Source organism: Rhodococcus sp. 06-156-4, assembly GCF_002259345.1.
In the GTDB taxonomy this organism is placed as follows: Bacteria; Actinomycetota; Actinomycetes; order Mycobacteriales; family Mycobacteriaceae; genus Rhodococcoides; species Rhodococcoides fascians_E.
In genome coordinates, this window is record NZ_NPGB01000002.1 from 38,124 (window position 1) to 54,804 (window position 16,681).

Below are 16,681 nucleotides of genomic sequence, written 5' to 3' on the forward strand. Positions count from 1 at the left end.
ATGACCGAAGAAGCACGGGAGATTGCACGTCAACTTCTCTCTCGCAGTGGGTATTCGACGGTCCAGGTCGACGACGCCTCCAGCCCGGCTCCCCCGCAGCGACCGACGGCGCCACGTCCTGCCACGCCGGCACCGAAGGTTCGTGGACGCGGATTGCTCGACCATCCGGACATCGTGTCCACGGTTGCGCAGTTCGACGGAGTGGACTCGATGTTCGAGTCGTTGGGTGTCACCAATCCGCTGTACCTGGAACACCACGGCAAGAGCGGCGCGACCATTCGGCAGCAGGGTCGCGACATGATCAACTTCGGAGCGTTCAATTACCTGGGCCTCGGAAACGACGACCGAGTGGCGGAGGCGGCGAAGGCCGCGATCGACGAGTACGGCACGTCGGTGTCCGCCAGCCGGATCGTGTCCGGCCAGATCCCGCTGTACGCGGACTTCGAGTCGAGGATCGCGAACATCTACGACGTCGACGACGCGGTGATCACCACCAGCGGATACCTGACGAACGCGGCAGCGGTGGGGTATTTGCTCGGGAAGGGCGACCTGGCCGTGTGCGATGCCCTCGTGCACAGCAGCATCGTCTCCGGCACCGAGTGGGCAGGAACCCGACGGATAACGTTCCGCCACAACGATCCAGCGGCGCTCGAAGCGATCCTGAAGATGTCGAGGAACAGCTTCGAGCGTGCCCTGGTGATTCTCGAAAGTCACTACAGCATGGACGGTGACGTCGCGCTTCTTCCGCAACTCGTCGACGTCGCGCGCAAATACGACTGCGGGGTCATGATCGACGAGGCACACGCATTCGGTGTGCTCGGGGAGCACGGTCACGGCATCCGGGACCTGTACGGTTTGCCGGGCGACGCCGTCGACGTGTGGATGGGGACGATGTCCAAGGCGCTCGGCAGCGTCGGCGGGTTCCTCGCCGGCAGCCGAGAACTGATCCGCGCATTCAAGTACTCGGCCCCCGGGCTGAGCATGTTCGCCACGGCACCAGCCCCGGCCTCGATTGCCGCGGCGTCCGCGGCCCTCGACGTCATCGATGCCGAACCCGAACGCATTGCTCGCCTGCATGCGCGCGCACGGTATGCCTTCGATCACGCACAGCGCCTGGGTCTTCGCACCGGGCTCGCCGAGGGAACGCCGATTCTGCCGATCATCGTCGGAGACACTCAGAAGGCAGTTCTGGCCGGAGTGTCGCTTCTCGAGGCAGGAGTCAACGTCAACTCGATCACGTACCCATCGGTGCCGCTGGGAGAGGAGAGGCTGCGTCTGTTCGTCTCCAGCGAGCACACCGAGCAGCAGATCGACACCGCGTTGACAACGGTGGCGTCCGTACTCGACAGGATGTGACCGAAGCAGCTCAGTGGACGACGACCATCGCACCCCAGATGAACCCGGCCCCGATCGTCGCGATGACGGTCGTGTGGCCGGGTAGCGTCCGTCCCTCCCGCTCGAGATACGCCAGCACGGTGAAAATACTGGCGGCACCGGTGTTTCCGAGCCGATCAAGTGTGATCGGCGCGCGTGATCGGTCGACCCCGAGGGTGTCCATGACGTCGTGCACGATGTTCCGATTCGCTTGATGAAAGCAAAAATTGTCGATGTCGGACAACGGCATTCCCGCGTCGGACACTGCCTGCCGCACCACCTCGGGTAGCAGTGTCGTGGCCAGTTTCCAGACCCGGGGCCCGTCCATGTAGATGTACTGCTCACCGCGCATCATTGCACCGGCGTCGGCCGGACGGCGCGAACCACCCGCGCGTATCCCGACGGACATGTCGAGTTCGGACGACAGAACCACCGACCTGATACCGCGTTCCGACGCCGGGGCCGCGGTCACCACGGCAGCTCCGGCGGCGTCGCCGAAGAATATTCGGGTGGTTCGGTCGTTCGGGTCGGTCTGCCGGGAGAACACCTCCACGGCGAGCACGAGGATGGTGCGGTAGCGGAGTCCGATCATCGACGACGCGACTTCGATGGCCAGCAGTCCACCGGAGCACGCGGCTGCGGTGAGGTCGATCGGCACGGCCCGAGTTGCTCCCAGTGCCTGCGCGACGGTCAGGGCCGTGGAGGGGAACGGTTGATCCGGGTTGGCGGTCGCCAGCACGATTGCGTCGATGTCTGCGGCCGCCGATCCGCTGGAGCGCAGCGCCTTTCGGGCAGCATCGAGGGCGAGATCGGATGCGGCGAGCGAGGAGTCGAGGAATCGCCTGGACAGGATTCCGGTGCGCTCTTCGATCCACCCCGCGTCGGTGTCGAGCGTGGCGCACAGTTCGGCATTGTCGACGATGCGCGGCGGCACTGCGTCGGCGAAATGACCGACGGTGACGCTGACGACTGGGTGCATGTTCACGAGTGTCCGTTCGCTCGACAGAAGTTGAATTCTTGACCAGAGATGGCGCCGAAAATACAAGCGGGGGAACGACTTCAGCGGCTCCCATGCGCCGAAGAGTCGAGCGGTATCCTAACCTCGCGTGCGTCGATCCGACAGTCTCGACGGAGCAGAACTATCGGTGTAGGGTCACGGCAACATCGAAGAAGATCCTCTGCTGTGATCGAACACGTCTTTCATCCATTCGCTTCGCGTTCTCGCATCGAACAGGACGGCCGTTGACCCAGGATTCATCGAACCGTGAGAGCCCGCGAAGCGCCCCTTCGGCTCGTAAACCTTTGCTGGAGTTCGTTATCGGTCACGCCAGAGCAGTGGTTGCCACGTGTGTCGTCGTGATCGTCGCCGCCGGCGTCTGGGGTATCGGCGTCATCGAGGACCTCAGCCTCGGTGGATACTCGGATCCGTCGAGCGAGGCGGCCCGCGTCGACGGCATCGTGGACGCGCAGTTCGGACGAACGATTCCCGACGTCGTCGTTCTGTACACCCCACGAGACGGGCGGTCGATCGACGAGATCGGCGACGACGTCGCGGCCGACCTCGCCGCCATCGACCCGGCTCTGCTGACACGCCCTCCCACGACGTACTGGAACATCGCGCCGGCCTTCCAGCAGGGCCTGAGGTCGTTCGACCGAAACTCGGCAATCGCCGTGCTGACGCTGAACGGCAGCGAGGATCACCGCGTCAAGACGTACCTGAGCATCAAGGATGAACGCGCGATCGACGGCGTGGAGATTCAGTTCGGCGGCTTCTCGACCATCATCGACGCCTACAACGCCGAGGCTCGCGCCGACCTCATCCGTGCCGAGCTCATCACTTTCCCGGTGCTGATGGTGCTGTTGTTGATCATCTTCGGCGGGGTGACGGCGGCGGCTGTTCCGCTGTGCATCGGCGGTCTGGGCATCCTCGCATCGCTGGCCGCGATGCGCATTCTGACGTCCTTCACCGAGGTGAGCGTGTTCGCCACCAACATCGCCACCCTCGTGAGTCTGGGTATGGCGGTGGACTACAGCCTGTTCGTACTCACTCGCTTCCGGGAAGAGCTGCGGCGCGGGTCGACCACCCCGGACGCGGTCCGAGCGACCATGTCCACCGCCGGTCGGACCGTCGCCTTCTCCGGTTTGCTGCTGGTGTGTGGATTCGTCGGGATGCTGATATTTCCGCAGGCGATGATCAGGTCGCTCGGTTTCGGAGGCATGGCAGCCGTGGCCGCCGCTGCGTTCGTCTCGCTCACCGCACTTCCTGCCGCGCTTGCGCTTCTCGGTCCTCGGATCGACTCGTTGAGTTGGCGGACGGGTGCCGTCGAACGCGGAGACGAACGCGCCGAACGGTTCTGGGGCGCGGTGGCGACCTCGGTCATGAAGCGGCCGGTGATCGTCGCCGGCACCATCCTCGCGTTGCTCGCCCTGCTCAGCGCGCCGGTCTTCGGTGTCGCCCTGGGCGATCTCGACCACCGGGGGCTTCCGTCGGATTCACCGGCGCGGATCGCGACCGACGCTCTGTTCACGGAATTCCCGCTCGCCAACTCCGGGGTCACCGTGATGGTCCGGTCCACCGACGGCGGCGCGCCCGACCCTCGTGCGGTCCAACGGATCACGAACGACATCGGCGCGCTCGACGGATTCGCGGCCGCGGCCCCAGGGGGTTCGACCGGAGACTACGCAGTCGTGCGAGCCATCCTGTCCTCCCCCGACCGAACGGAGGGTGCACTCGCCGCGGTGGAGTCACTGCGCGACCTTCCCGTGCCGGACGGTACCCGAATATTCCTCGGCGGCCCCACCGCGCTGAGTCAGGACGGTATCGCCGCCATCGAGGACACGATCCCCTGGATGTTCGCGATCATGATCGCGTCGACCTTCGTCGTCACCACCGCCGCGTTCCGCTCGATCGTACTGTCCGTCAAAGCGATCGCCATGGCGATGGTCAGCCTTGCCGCGACGTTCGGTGTCCTGACCTGGATCTTCCACGACGGTCACGGCGCAGAACTTCTCGGCGTCACACCAGGACCCCTGCAGGCAACGATGAGCATTCTCGTTCTCGCAGTCGTCTTCGGGCTCTCGACAGACTACGAGATATTTCTGCTCTCCCGCATGGTCGAAGCACACGATCGAGGCGAGTCCACCCGTGACGCGGTCCGTATCGGCACTGCACGCACCGGCCGAGTGGTCACGGCCGCCGCCCTGCTGCTCATCACCGTCACCGCGGCGTTCTCGCTGTCGGAACTGTCGATGATGCGACTGCTCGGAATAGGCGTCATCGTCGGGCTGATCATCGATGCGACGGTCGTTCGCATGCTCCTGGTCCCCGCCCTCGTTGCGTTGATGGGTGAGGCGAACTGGTGGCTGCACCCGAAACCTCGTCCGCGCGACACTCCCCCGGACACACCACTGGAAAGGGACATCGAACATGCCCGTTGAATTCAGCACGGTCGAGATCAGAGCCGCACAGAGCCCCGACATTCGCGAGATGTCCGACCTGATGGCACGCGCCTTCCAATCCGACGACCCTGTGAGCAGTTACTTCTTCCCGAAGGACGCTCGGCGGCCGAAGATGCAGCGACGGATGATGTCGACGCTGATCAGGCACCGCTACCTACCCTCGGGGGGTGCAGAGCTTGCAGTGCTCGGCGGGAAGATAGTCGGCGTCAGCTTGTGGCATCCGCACGACGCGTCGCCCGAGTGGTGGCGAATCCTGATTGCCGGTCCACAATTGTTGTGGGCCATGCGCAGTGGTGTCCGAGCAGGAATGCACATGGACAAGATGCTCGACGCCGGGGCGCCCGACGACGAGGCGGTGCTGTGGGTGTATCTCGGGGTCGAGCCGACGCTCCACCGATCCGGGGTGGGCGCGGCACTGTCGCGATCCTTCTTCGAGCGGGTCGACCGCGAGGGCCGAACGACATTCGGGATCTGCAAACAGGGCAACATCCCCTTCTGGACCGCGATGGGGTTCGAGGAAGTCGGAACGAACACCATCGGTCCGGGCGGGCCTGAAGTCCACCGCATGAATCGCCGTCCGAGCGCACGGCCGTAGCCGCGTCCGCCGTGACGCCGCCAGGGCCTGCGGAACTCCGTCACCGGGTTCCGCAGGCTCCTGCCGGGACGTCAGTACCGCGTCCGGTGCCAGTGCCCGGTCACTGCCCTTCGCGCCACCGCGTGGACTCCGCGAGTTCGAACCCGTACCGATCCGCCAGCACGCCCAGACGTCGAACGTTCGCGCCGTTCAACGCTGTTCCGATACTTCGCAGTTCGAATTCGCCGGACAACGACAGCAGCATCGTCTCCGCCATGCACGCGTAGGTCAGCCCCGGCGCGAGGCCGAACGTCAGACCGAAATCCGACCCCGCGGGCATCGAGACGATGCCACCGTCGAAGACCGTCACATCGGGCCGAGTGAGGCCGACGTCGTGCGGGATGTTCGGGGGCTGCGCCACATCGCAGACGATGGCGTCGGGTCCCAGATCGGCGGCGTCGATCAACGAGTGCGGCGCCGACGTCGCAGCGATGACCACCTGCGCGCGAGCAACCCCGGCGGCCGGATCGTCGAAGAACTCGATGTTCCCGCCGGCCACGAGGTCGTCCACACTCCGCCCGTCCGCCGCCGCGGCGAGCGCACCTGCACCACCTCGAGCGGCGTCGACTATCTCCCCCGCTGCGTCCCACAGTTTCGGCGCGACGCGCCCCTGCTCACCGGGCCGCCCGACCAGGGCGATCGCGCCGACATCGGGCGCCAAGGCACGCGCGATGGTCCTACCGATGGCACCGGCCGCCCCCAGAACGGTCACCCGAACCACCCCGAGATCGATTCCGCGTTCCGCGCACACTCGGTGCACCGCACGGATACTGGCTGCCGCCGTGAACGAATTTCCGGTGGTGAGAACGCCCGCCATCGAGCCGAGCGCCAGCCCGTTCGCCGTGACCACCGACGAGTATCCGCCCAGCCCGACGACGGTGGCACCTCGCTCGAACGCGAGATTCGCCGCAGCACCGACTGCTGCTACCGCAGCGTGTGGCGGCAGCGTCAGCAGGCCCTTCGACGTGAAGGGAAGCCCGATCAAGTTGCCGTGGGCTGCGCCGTCGTGCTCGGTCACGATCCTCCCGCTACCGATGATGTACGACGCAGGCTTCAGTTCCGATGTCGCCGAGGAGAACCTCTCCAGGAGCTCCGCACGTTCGGGGTGCGAGAACTCGGCGAGCGACGGATCGAAGGCCTCGAAGATGCTCAGATCCAGCGGATGAGCGACGAACCCGAACCGGCTGTCACCGGACTGCACCGGGGTGTGCGGGAGCCGTGCGCCCACGGTACTTCCGGAGCGACCCGCTTCGGTCCGTGCCACAGAACCACCGGACCGATTCCGTCCGACCAGATGACCGATCAGACCGGCGAGGTCCCCTGCCGCCGCGAACGCGCACGCGCGACCGAGTGCCTCGACCAGACGCATGCATTCGGACTCGGTGACCGTCAGCGGCGGTTCCACCCGCAGCACCCGCGCCCCGAACATCGTGGGCGCCAGCCGAATACCCTCCACCTGCGACAGGTACGAGGACATCATCACCGCCAGGTTCTCCTGATCCGCAACCGAACCCAGAATGGATTGCCTCCCCACGAAGTTGATGTCGTCGGTGAGCTCGACACCCAACAACAAGCCACGACCACGCACATCCGACACCACCGTCGGATACTCGGCAGCGAGCCTCCTCAGTTCACGAGCAAGCAGATCCCCCACTTCCTGCACTCGCGAGATCACAGCACCGCCGTCCGCGGCGAGCTCGTCGAGCACCGCGATGCCGACCCTCGCCGTCAACGCGTTGCCCGCGAACGTCGACGTGTGCCGCAGAGCGAAGCTTTCCCCCATCCACTCGGGCTTGCTCAACACCGCCCCGCTCGGCAGCACTCCACCCCCCAGCGCTTTGGCCAGAGCGAGAACATCGGGTACGACGCCTTCTCGCTCACACGCGAACATCGTGCCCGTACGGCCCAAACCGGTCTGCACCTCGTCGAGTGCCAGTAGAACCCCGTGCTCGGTGCAGATCTCGCGCACACGCGTCAGGTAACCGTCGGGAGGCACGACGACGCCGCCCTCACCTTGAATGGGCTCGACGACGAACGCCGCGAACTGCCCTGGTGCAGCGACCAGTGCGGCCTCGAGCGCGTCCGCGTCACCGAACGGAACGGAGTCGAATCCCTGGACCGGAGCACCGAATCCAGCCTGGTACTTGATGTTTCCCGTGGCGGACAGTGCGCCGAGCGTCTTACCGTGGAGGCTGTTCGTCGTGCTGAGGATACCCAGGCGTCCCGTCGCGGCGCGCGCGATCTTGATGACCACCTCCATCGCCTCGGCGCCGCTGTTGACGAACGTCACCCGCGTCAGACCGGCGGGTGCGACGGAGACGAGGCGGCGGGCGAGTTCGCCCGCTGGATACAACACCGACGGTTGGACGAACACTGCTTCCCCGGAATGTCGCACGGCATCCATTGCTCGCCAGATGTTCTCGGGGTTGTGCCCGAACGGGAGGGCTCCGTACGCGCCGGCGAAATCGAGGTGCGTACGACCCGACGCGTCGAGCAGCTCGGTCCCTTTACCGGACACGTACTCGATGTCCACGTCCACCGCCGACAGGAGTCGGTACAACTCGGGGTTGACGTTCTCCGCAAACCCGTCGCGGCCGGTCGCCTGACGCGTGGTGGACGGACGAAAAGAAAGGTCGGTCATGTGAGCTCCGTGTTCTCGCGAAACCGCCTCCGGTGGCACGAGCTGCCGGGAGGCGTTCTCGCGCAACCAGAGCTCGCCCCGTGGTGGGACGCAAGCGCGATGGTAGCTGCCGAGAGGACCGAAGTTAGCCTGTGAAAATACCCTTACTACTGATTCGAAACGAAAAACCGCATCTACAGTCGGTTTATCCGCGTGGCCGACTCAGCGTCGTGTCGGCCAAATCACACCAGATCACTTGTCCTGCGTCGCCGACAACAGCCACTGCCCGTCGATCTTCTCCATATTGGCGATGAGCGGGAACACGACGTTCCCCGACGCGACACCGGCACTCGTCGCACTCACGTTGACGTTGGCGAAGAGCTCGGCCTTGTCGTCCTGCAGACGCACGACACCGATGTCGAGAACGTCGACGTCCGTTGCCGTCTGCGTCTCGTTCGCCGTCGACTTGATCTCCTCGATGAACTTCTGCGACTCCTCGCGGAACGCTGGCGTCATCTTCTCGAGCCCGGCCGCGATATCGGCGTCGATCGTCGCGAAGTTGTACCTGTACAACCCGACCAGAGCGTCCGACGCCGCTCGCGTCACCTCGGATGTCTCGCCCTGATCGACCCACGCGGCGTTGTCCACCTCGGTACCGGGCTTCAGCGCGGCAACCGCCGCGAACGCAACCAACAACGCAGCAACAGCACCGACCACGATCGTCGGCACCCAGTTGGTCCGACCGGCCGGCTGTCCCCCGGGTGAGCCTGCCTGGGGTGAGCCTTCCTCGGATACCTCAGCTCCAGGCGCCTTCGATGATTCGGGCGTCTCGGCTACAGGAGTATCAGCTACGGAAGCCTTCTGCTTCGACGGCTTCGAGATGGAGACCGCGGTTGCAGGCTCAGCAGACGAGGGGCCTTCGGGATGCGCAGTGTCGGGCGCACTCGAATCCACCGCACTCGAATCCACAGCACCCGAGTCGACAGCACTCGAGTCCGGTGCGCTGGAATCGGCGGGCATGCGGTTGGTTCCCGCAACCTTCTTACGGACCTTGCTGGTGGTGACGGGTGGGACTATCTTGCGACGTTGTGGGGGCACTGAAGTACTCCTGACTCGAACATGTGCGGGCGGGCGGAAGGTGCAGCCTCGGCTACGGACCTTCGGACGCGCCTGAATCAGCGGGCGCGGGCTCGCCGGAGGGAGGCGTCGCGCTCGGGTCTGTGGTTCCGGCATCGGGAGCGGGAGTGCCTGCCTCCGGGCTACCTGAGTCCGGGGTACCTGCGTTCGGTGCGGGCTGCTGCGCGCCCGGATCGGTCGGTGCATCGACGGGGTTGAGCGGCACTCGGTCTCCGACGGGCAGAAGGTTGTTGACCTTCCACGTTCCGTCGACGTCCTCGAGGTACATCCGCATGACGCTGCGAGTGCGTTCGGTGAATCCGTCCGGCCCCGACGTGTTGTTCGCGACGATCGCGATCGCGGTAGCCGTCCGGTCGTCGACGTTCAGTTCCGTGATGGTCGCGTCGAGTACCTCGGCAGTGATCTTCCGGCCGGAATTGCGCTGCTCGTCCGTGACGGCCTTCTTGGTCTCCTCGAGATAGCTGGTCATCTGATCGCCCGTCACCGAGGTGAGCATCAGATCCAGCGACCCGTCCATGTCGGCGGAGTCGACGGTACTGAGATTGATCGCGGCCTGACGTGCGTCGTTCAGCGCCGAATCGCGAGTGTCCGCGATCGCCTTCTCGTCCCACGCGTTCTTCCATCCGATCCCGAACCATACGCAGGCCGCCAGGGCCACCACGGCGACGATGGACAGGGCTACGAGGACCGGCCGGGACTTGTTCTTCGGCCGCGGTGTCTTCTTCGGCTGCGGTGGTGCAGCTTCGGTGTTTGACGTCACACTTCAACCTTACTCTTCGGTAACACCGGCATCGACGACGCCGGTGAAACCGTGGAACACGAAACGGCGGTGAATCTGCTCGGTTTCCGCAGATCCACCGCCGACGACCACGATACGACTGTGCACAGTTACTTCGGAGTGACTCCGATCAGGGGAGCGAGCTGTGAGGCGATCGGATTCAGGTTGAGCTTGTCCGGATCCACCTTGGGCTTGCTGTCCCACGGCTGCGGGGTTTCGGGGTCCGCGAACACGATCCGGTTGGCACTACGAACGCCGGTGACGCTGCCCTGCGGTGTCGTGCAGTTCGCGTCGAGATTCAGCGGGTAGTTCTCCTCGGTCAGGTCGAAGTTGGGATTCTTCGCCTTCTCCTCGTCCAGAATCGCCTGCGATCCTTCGTAACCCAACGTGCACGGAGGCGGATTGTTCGTCTCGAGAAGCAGACCCTGGTGAATCGTGCCGTCGCCCGGGACAAGCGTCTGCGCACCGGACGCCAGTGCAGGCAGGAAGATCAGCAGAGGCTTGAGCGCCAGAGTGCGAGGAGCAGCCAGCTCGAACACGTTGCGCAGGTTGGTCAGATCCGTCGTCAAGGACCCACCGCCTTCGTTGATCAATGCACCGACCTGATCGCTCGCTGCGGTCCCGGTGTTGATCAATCTCCGGATGTCCGGATCGTTGCTGCGCAGCTGCGCGGTCACCGACGCCAGATCCGTGCTGAACTGCCGGATGGCCGACGACTGCTCGGACTGCGTGTCCAACACGGTACGGCTGTCCCGAATCAGAGCGAGTGTCTGCGGCAGTGCTTCGTTGCCTGTCTCGGACAACGCACCGAGCGAGTCGACGAGCACCTGCAGATCGTCGCCCTTTCCGTCGAACGCCGCCCCGAGCTCTCGGACGACCGTCGTCAGGTTCTCCAGCGGCACGGTCTTGACGAGCTGATCCGTGCTGGCGAGGACGTTCTCGACGGGCACCGGTGTCTGCGTGTCCGCCGTCGCGATGGTCGAACCGTTCTCGAGATACGGACCTTCGTCGCTCGTCGGCTGTAGATCGACGTACTGCTCACCGATGGCCGAGCGGTTGGCCACGACCGCGCGCGCCGACGACGGAATCTGCGGACCGCCGTTGTCAAGCAACAGTTCCACGTCGATGCCGTCGTTGGTCAACGACAGCGCGCCGACGGTGCCGACCGGCACGCCGCGGTACGTGACCTCGGCGTTGGTGAAGATACCGCCGGAATCAGCGAACTGACCGGTCACGCTGTACTGGCCGAAGCCGAGCAGATTGTCGAGCCGCACGTATTTTCCACCGACGTAGACAACGCCCACGACAGCGACGATGACGAAGAAGATGAGCTGCACCTTCACCAGCCGCGATCTCACAGCCCACCTCCGAGTTGTTCGAGCAGATCGTTCAAGGGCTCGAACGGAGTGAGCGGCGCGCCGGTCTCACCCTCGTCCGGTTCGGCCCCGGGCGCTACCGGTACCCCGGGAGGAGGCGACGGGTTGGGAATGATCGGGGGCAACGGCAGCAGCGAGATCGTGGGCCACCCCGGTCGTGGACCGTTTCCGTTGTAGTACGGGTTCGACGGATCCACGAGTGGGAGCGTGTCGCCGTACTTCGGCGGGATGTAGACCGGATCTCCCTCTCCGACACCGAAGTTGCGCAGAGCGGTGCCGATCGACAGATCGAGCGAGAGGTACAGGTTGGCCGAGTTGCCCTGGGTGATCTCCTCGATACCGTCGGGGAACGGCAGCGTCGGGATCAGCGGCAGCGTGGTCACGATGTCGTCACCCGACGCCGCGAGCGCCTGCAATGTCGGACGCAACGCACGCAGGTCCGCGATCAAGTTGTCCTTGGACTGATCGATCACGTCCGTCCCGACGCTGCCGAGCCTGTCGAGCTGGCCGAGCATCTGCGTCAGCTGCGGACGCTGCTGCTCGAGGACCTCCGTCGCGATCGGCAGGTCCTGCAGGACTCGGTCGATCTTCTCGGTCTGACCGCTGACCTGCGTGGTCAGAAGATCGAGACCGTCGAGTGCACGGGTGATGTCGTCGCGCTGCTCCTCGAGCCCACCGATCAGTGTGTTCGCTTCCTGGAGAAGACTCTTCGTGGTGCCCTCGCGACCGGAGAAGGCCGCGTTGAGCTCCTTCACGATCGGAGCGAGTTGCCCGACGCCACCGCCGTTGAGGACCAACGACAGGGCACCGAGGACCTGTTCGATGTTCGTCGTCACGCGGGTCCGGTCCAGCGGGATGGTGTCGCCGTCCTTCAGCTTCTGCGGATCCGCGTCACCGGCGGGTACCGACAGCTGAATGAACTTCTCGCCGAGGATCGACGTCTGCTCCACCGCCGCAGTCGCGTTGGCAGGCAGGTCCGTCGAATCGTTGACGATGACGCCGACGTTCGCGGTCCACTCACCGTCCGGAACGCTGATCGAGTCGACTCGACCGACCTCGACACCGTCGACCTTCACGGTCGACTGGGGAACCAGATCGAGAACGTCCTGGAACTGAATGGTCAGACGGATCGGATTGCTGCCGACATCCGCACCACCGGGCAGTGGAATTCCGTAGACGCCCTGCGAGCACGCCGTGGCCGACATGACCACGACAGCTGCACCGACGACGGACGTCAACGACCGTTTCGACGAAATCCACGTTCTCATCGACGCGCTCACTGTCCCCCTCCAAGCGATTCCTGCAGTCCTGGCAGAGTGTTGTTCTCGCCGAGCCTCGGCGACACGACACCGGGCACCGTTCCCGGCACGACGTCGCCCTGTTGGGTGTCGTTGGTCAGTACGCCGAACGGCAGCACCAGCCCGGAATCGCGAACCGGCCCCTGGATCAACGTCGTGATCTCGCCACACCGGTCGATGATCGGTTGTATCTGGGCACCGAGCTGTTCGAATCTCGGGTCGCCCGGAACCAGCTTGCCGAGGTCGATCAGACGGCACACCGTTCCGAGCGGGTCCTGGGTCTCGTTCTGCAGGTTGGCACGTGAGGCCAGAGTGCCCGACTCGGCATCGTAGGAGTTGACGAGATTGCTGATCGCGAGCGGCAGAATCGTCAATGTCTCCACCAACTGCTCGCGATTGTCCGACAGTGCCTGAGTGGGCTGCACCAGTCCGTCGGCCGCCCGCACCAACTGATCCCGGTTGTCCGCCACGAATCCCGCCACGTCGCCCAGGGCGATCGACAGCTGATTCAGTGCCGCCCCAAGATTCTCCCGCTCCCCGTCGAGGAATCCGGTGAGATCGGACAGCTGGTCGTTGAACTCGCGTACCTGGGCGTCGTTGGCCGCGAGGGCCGAGACGAACGTCTGCAGGTTCTTGACCGTGTCGAACAGGTCGCCGCGGGAGTCGCTGAGTGTCCGCGACGCCTCGGAGAGCTGAGTGATGGTGTTGCCCAGCGCTTCGCCGTTGCCGTCGAGGTTCGCGGCGCCGGTGTCGACCAGATCGGTCAGCGCCCCGTTCGCGTTGGCACCGTTGGGTCCGAGTGCGTTGGACAGCTCGTCGATGCTGGCGTAGATCTGGTCCACCTCGACCGGGGTTGCGGTCCGGTCACGCGGAATCACCGCGTCGCCCGACATCTTCTCCCCACCCGAGTAGGCGGGTGCGAGCTGAACGTAGCGATCCGACACCAAGGACGGCGTGATCTGCGCCGCTCTCACATCGGCCGGAATGTCGACGCCGCGCTCGACGCGCATCTTCACCTCGACCTGGTCGCCCTGCGGCACGACCGAGGTGACTTCGCCGACTGCGACACCGAGGACACGGACGTCGGAACCTTCGTAGATACCGACGGACTTGTCGAAGTACGCCGTGATGTCGGTCGAACCCGCACGGGTGAACAGCCACCAGAGGCCGCCCGCGATCACCAGCGCTGCGATGACGACGCCTGCGATGACTGCGCGGGAGCCACCGGTCTTCTTGGTGTTCTCCGTGGTTCCGTCAGCTGTGCTGTCGGTCATCAGTTGCCTCCCAGATCACGCGCGGGCTGACGGTAGCCGGGGATCAACGGCAGACCAGGAGGCGTGAGGTTCGCCAAGGTGATGTCGAGCCAGCGGCCGTTACCGACCACGTTCGCGTACAGGCGCACGAACGGTGAGTACAGCTGCAGACCGCGCTCGACGGCCTCGTTGTTCTCGTTGAGGATGTCGATCACGCCGTTCAGTTGTTCGAGCATCGGAGTGATCTGCTCTTCGTTGTCGCGGACCAAGCCGGTCAGTTCCGTCGACAGCCGCCTGGTTCCGCTGAGCAGCTGAGAGATCGCCTGCTGGCGGTTGTTCAGCTCTTCCAGCAAAGGCCCTGCATCGGCGATGAGCCTGGTGAACTGTTCGTTCCTGTCCGCCAGCACCTTCGAAGTCTGACCCGTCGCCTCGAACAGCCTCTGCAGTTCGGCGTCGCGGCTCGCAATGGTCTGCGACAACCGGCTGACACCGTCGAGCGAGGCACGGATGTCTGCCGGCGTCTCGGAGAACGCCTGCGACAACGTTTCGAAGCTCGACGCCAACTGCGTGGTGTCGATGTCCTCGATCGTGGACGCAGCATCGGAGAACGCGTCGATCACGTCGTACGGAGAAGTTGTGCGCTCCAACGGAATCGGGTCCTTCGGTTTGAGCACGTCGTCACCGCGAGGATCGATGGCCAGGTACTTCTGTCCGAGGACGGTCTTGATCTGGATGGACGCCGACGAGTTGTTGCCCACCCACGCGTCCTGCACACGGAAGTCGACGTTGACTCTGTCGCCGTCGAGCTCGACGGAATCGACCTGCCCTACTTTGACACCCGCGATTCTCACTTCGTTGCCGGGCTTGAGCCCGGCGGCTTCCTTGAACTGCGCCGTGTACGTCGAACCGGCTCCCAGGATCGGCAGCTTGTCCAGAAAGAACACCGACACGGTAGCCAGAAGCACGATCATGATGCCGAGCGCGCCGGCCACGAGCGGGCTACGCTTTTTCATTCCTTGATCCCCCCAGCTTTGCAACGCTCGGCCGCGTTGGTGTAGAGCGGTTGATTCACCGTCGGAAGCCCTGTCGGCAAGTTCAGGTTGGGTGACGTTCCAGGCCCCGCCTGAATGTCGATGCCGCACAGGTAGAACGTGAACCACGAACCCTGCTGGGCCGTCCTGATCAGTTTGTCGAGTTTCTTCGGCAGGGTCTGGATGACCGCGGTGACCTCCGCTTCACGATTGTTCAGCGTGGTCGCCAAAGTGTTCAACGCGGCGATCGAGCCCTGGATGGACGGCCTCGTCGGTTCGAGCAGATCCGCGGTGGCATCCGTCAGACCGGCGAGTGACGTGACGGCGGATCCGACGACGTCGCGGTCGGAGGACAGTCCCGACACCAGCGCCTGCGTGTTGGTGATCAGAGAATCCAACTGGTCGTCGTTCTGGTTGACCGTCTGCAGCACCGTGTTCAGGTTGGTGATGACGGCGCCGATCACCGCGTCCTTGTCCGCGACCGTGTTGGTCAAGCTCGCGGTACTGCGAACGAGTTCGCTGATCGTTCCGGACTCACCCTGGAACACCTGGATGATCTGGTAGGACAGCTTGTTCACGTCGTCGGCACTCAAGGTCTGGAACAGCGGCCGGAAGCCGTCGAACAGCGTCGTGAGGTTGACGGCGGGCTTGGTCTGGCTCAACGGGATGGTCTCACCGGGGTTGATCTTGCCGCCCTGGTCGCCCGCACCCTGTTCGATGGCGATGTACCGCTGCCCGACGAGGTTTCGGTAACGGAGGTTGGCCGTCGCCGAGGCAGGCAGGTAATCCCGGCCGTCGACCGAGAACTCGACCTTGGCCTCGCGCTCGTTGACGATCTCGATGTTCTTGACGTCACCGACGCGCACACCGGCGATGCGTACCTCGTCGCCCTTGTTGAGCGATGCGACGTCACTGAAGATCGCGCTGAACGTCTGTCCTCCGCCCCCGGAGATGTTCGCAATCGAGAACGCCAGCGTGCCTGTTGCCAGAATCGTGACGACAGCGAACACGATCAGTTTGACGAGCGGTGCGAGTAGCCCCCTCATTTGATGGTCACCTCCACACCCCTCAAAGCCGGCGCCCCCGCCGAAGTCACCCAGGAAGGAACGTCCTCCGGAGCGGTTCCCGTTGCCCCGCCGTAGATCACGGCGAGCGTGTCACGTTCGAAATCCGAGCCCGCGTAGGACACCGGCGTCTGCTCGACGATGCCCGGCAGCGGCGAGTACTGCGGCGCAGGCAGTTCCGGAACATCCTGCGGTCCGGGGTTCCTCGACGGCACCTGGTAGGAACCGTCGTTCGCCGATCCGCCTGGGTACTGCGGGAAGAACTCACCGGCAGCAGTGTCCGCCGGGGTGTAGCAGCGCGGTCCGCGATCGTCGAACAGACGCGGCTCGTCCTGGTTGGGAAGGTAGCGGCCCTTCGGGTTGACGAACGCAGCGGAGACGTTGATGCCGCGGTACTCGTCGCCGACGCCGATGACGTCCTGCGCGCGTTGCACCACCGGCACGAAATTGGCGAACGTGCACCCGAACGACGGCGAATACTGCGCCAACAACTCCAGCGCCTCCCGCGAATCCGCCGAGATCCGAATCAGATTGTCCGCGTTGGCCTGCAGAAAATCCGCCGTCGACGCACTCGTCGCCGTCAACGACGAGATCAACGTATCCACCGCCGGACGCTGCTCGACCAACGTGTTCCCCGTGACCGACAGATTGTCGAGC

Annotated in this window: 13 protein-coding genes; 3 read left to right on the forward strand and 10 right to left on the reverse strand. The window is 64.7% G+C overall.

The features are described 5' to 3' along the window. Complete coding sequence (locus tag CH290_RS00180; protein WP_019665539.1) at window positions 1-1,356, forward strand: aminotransferase class I/II-fold pyridoxal phosphate-dependent enzyme; 1,356 nt, start codon at window positions 1-3, stop codon at window positions 1,354-1,356. Window positions 1,357-1,366: 10 nt separating this feature from the next. Here the strand turns inward: CH290_RS00180 and CH290_RS00185 are convergent, their stop codons facing one another. Continuing rightward, window positions 1,367-2,353, reverse strand: a complete 987-nt coding sequence (locus CH290_RS00185) for a 3-oxoacyl-ACP synthase III family protein (protein ID WP_230620900.1) — start codon at window positions 2,351-2,353, stop codon at window positions 1,367-1,369. 356 nt (window positions 2,354-2,709) lie between these two features. Between CH290_RS00185 and CH290_RS00190 the strand changes: the two genes are divergently transcribed. Both CH290_RS00190 and CH290_RS00195 read left to right on the forward strand, forming a co-directional pair. Beyond that, window positions 2,710-4,812 (forward strand): MMPL family transporter, encoded by a 2,103-nt coding sequence (locus tag CH290_RS00190; protein ID WP_033188625.1) that lies wholly within the window; start codon window positions 2,710-2,712, stop codon window positions 4,810-4,812. Beyond that, complete coding sequence (locus tag CH290_RS00195) at window positions 4,802-5,428, forward strand: GNAT family N-acetyltransferase (RefSeq protein ID WP_033188626.1); 627 nt, start codon at window positions 4,802-4,804, stop codon at window positions 5,426-5,428. The genes CH290_RS00190 and CH290_RS00195 overlap by 11 nt, the downstream gene beginning before the upstream one ends. Window positions 5,429-5,528: 100 nt before the next feature. Here the strand turns inward: CH290_RS00195 and CH290_RS00200 are convergent, their stop codons facing one another. The 9 genes from CH290_RS00200 to CH290_RS00240 all read right to left on the reverse strand — a co-directional run. After that, entirely contained in the window at window positions 5,529-8,108 is a 2,580-nt protein-coding gene (locus CH290_RS00200) for an aminotransferase class III-fold pyridoxal phosphate-dependent enzyme (RefSeq protein WP_033188627.1), read from the reverse strand. A gap of 231 nt (window positions 8,109-8,339) precedes the next feature. Continuing rightward, the gene (locus CH290_RS00205) at window positions 8,340-9,185 is read right to left on the reverse strand and encodes a hypothetical protein (protein ID WP_033188628.1); all 846 of its coding nucleotides are present in this window, start codon (window positions 9,183-9,185) and stop codon (window positions 8,340-8,342) included. Between the two features lie 52 nt (window positions 9,186-9,237). Further along, complete coding sequence (locus CH290_RS00210; protein WP_033188629.1) at window positions 9,238-9,984, reverse strand: hypothetical protein; 747 nt, start codon at window positions 9,982-9,984, stop codon at window positions 9,238-9,240. 128 nt (window positions 9,985-10,112) lie between these two features. Continuing rightward, on the reverse strand, window positions 10,113-11,360 hold the full coding sequence (locus CH290_RS00215) for an MCE family protein (RefSeq protein WP_019665547.1): 1,248 nt from the start codon (window positions 11,358-11,360) through the stop codon (window positions 10,113-10,115). Beyond that, on the reverse strand, window positions 11,357-12,646 hold the full coding sequence (locus CH290_RS00220; RefSeq protein WP_170947485.1) for an MCE family protein: 1,290 nt from the start codon (window positions 12,644-12,646) through the stop codon (window positions 11,357-11,359). Before CH290_RS00220 ends, CH290_RS00215 begins: the two co-directional genes overlap by 4 nt. Window positions 12,647-12,654: 8 nt before the next feature. Continuing rightward, the gene (locus CH290_RS00225; protein WP_019665549.1) at window positions 12,655-13,950 is read right to left on the reverse strand and encodes an MCE family protein; all 1,296 of its coding nucleotides are present in this window, start codon (window positions 13,948-13,950) and stop codon (window positions 12,655-12,657) included. Continuing rightward, on the reverse strand, window positions 13,950-14,942 hold the full coding sequence (locus tag CH290_RS00230) for an MCE family protein (RefSeq protein WP_019665550.1): 993 nt from the start codon (window positions 14,940-14,942) through the stop codon (window positions 13,950-13,952). Before CH290_RS00230 ends, CH290_RS00225 begins: the two co-directional genes overlap by 1 nt. Further along, window positions 14,939-16,006 carry an MCE family protein gene (locus CH290_RS00235; RefSeq protein ID WP_019665551.1) on the reverse strand — a complete coding sequence of 356 codons (1,068 nt, stop codon included), beginning with the start codon at window positions 16,004-16,006 and terminating at the stop codon, window positions 14,939-14,941. The genes CH290_RS00230 and CH290_RS00235 overlap by 4 nt, the downstream gene beginning before the upstream one ends. Continuing rightward, window positions 16,003-16,681 (reverse strand): MCE family protein (locus CH290_RS00240; RefSeq protein WP_170947647.1); only part of this gene is annotated, 679 nt, incomplete at its 5' end. The genes CH290_RS00240 and CH290_RS00235, both read right to left, overlap by 4 nt.

Coding starts and splice junctions, on each gene's coding strand:
- CH290_RS00230 (WP_019665550.1), bottom strand. CDS start 14,942: ATGAAAAAGCGTAGCCCGCTCGTGGCCGGCGCGCTCGGCATCATGATC.
- CH290_RS00195 (WP_033188626.1), top strand. CDS start 4,802: ATGCCCGTTGAATTCAGCACGGTCGAGATCAGAGCCGCACAGAGCCCC.
- CH290_RS00200 (WP_033188627.1), bottom strand. CDS start 8,108: ATGACCGACCTTTCTTTTCGTCCGTCCACCACGCGTCAGGCGACCGGC.
- CH290_RS00225 (WP_019665549.1), bottom strand. CDS start 13,950: ATGACCGACAGCACAGCTGACGGAACCACGGAGAACACCAAGAAGACC.
- CH290_RS00185 (WP_230620900.1), bottom strand. CDS start 2,353: ATGCACCCAGTCGTCAGCGTCACCGTCGGTCATTTCGCCGACGCAGTG.
- CH290_RS00235 (WP_019665551.1), bottom strand. CDS start 16,006: ATGAGGGGGCTACTCGCACCGCTCGTCAAACTGATCGTGTTCGCTGTC.
- CH290_RS00220 (WP_170947485.1), bottom strand. CDS start 12,646: ATGAGAACGTGGATTTCGTCGAAACGGTCGTTGACGTCCGTCGTCGGT.
- CH290_RS00180 (WP_019665539.1), top strand. CDS start 1: ATGACCGAAGAAGCACGGGAGATTGCACGTCAACTTCTCTCTCGCAGT.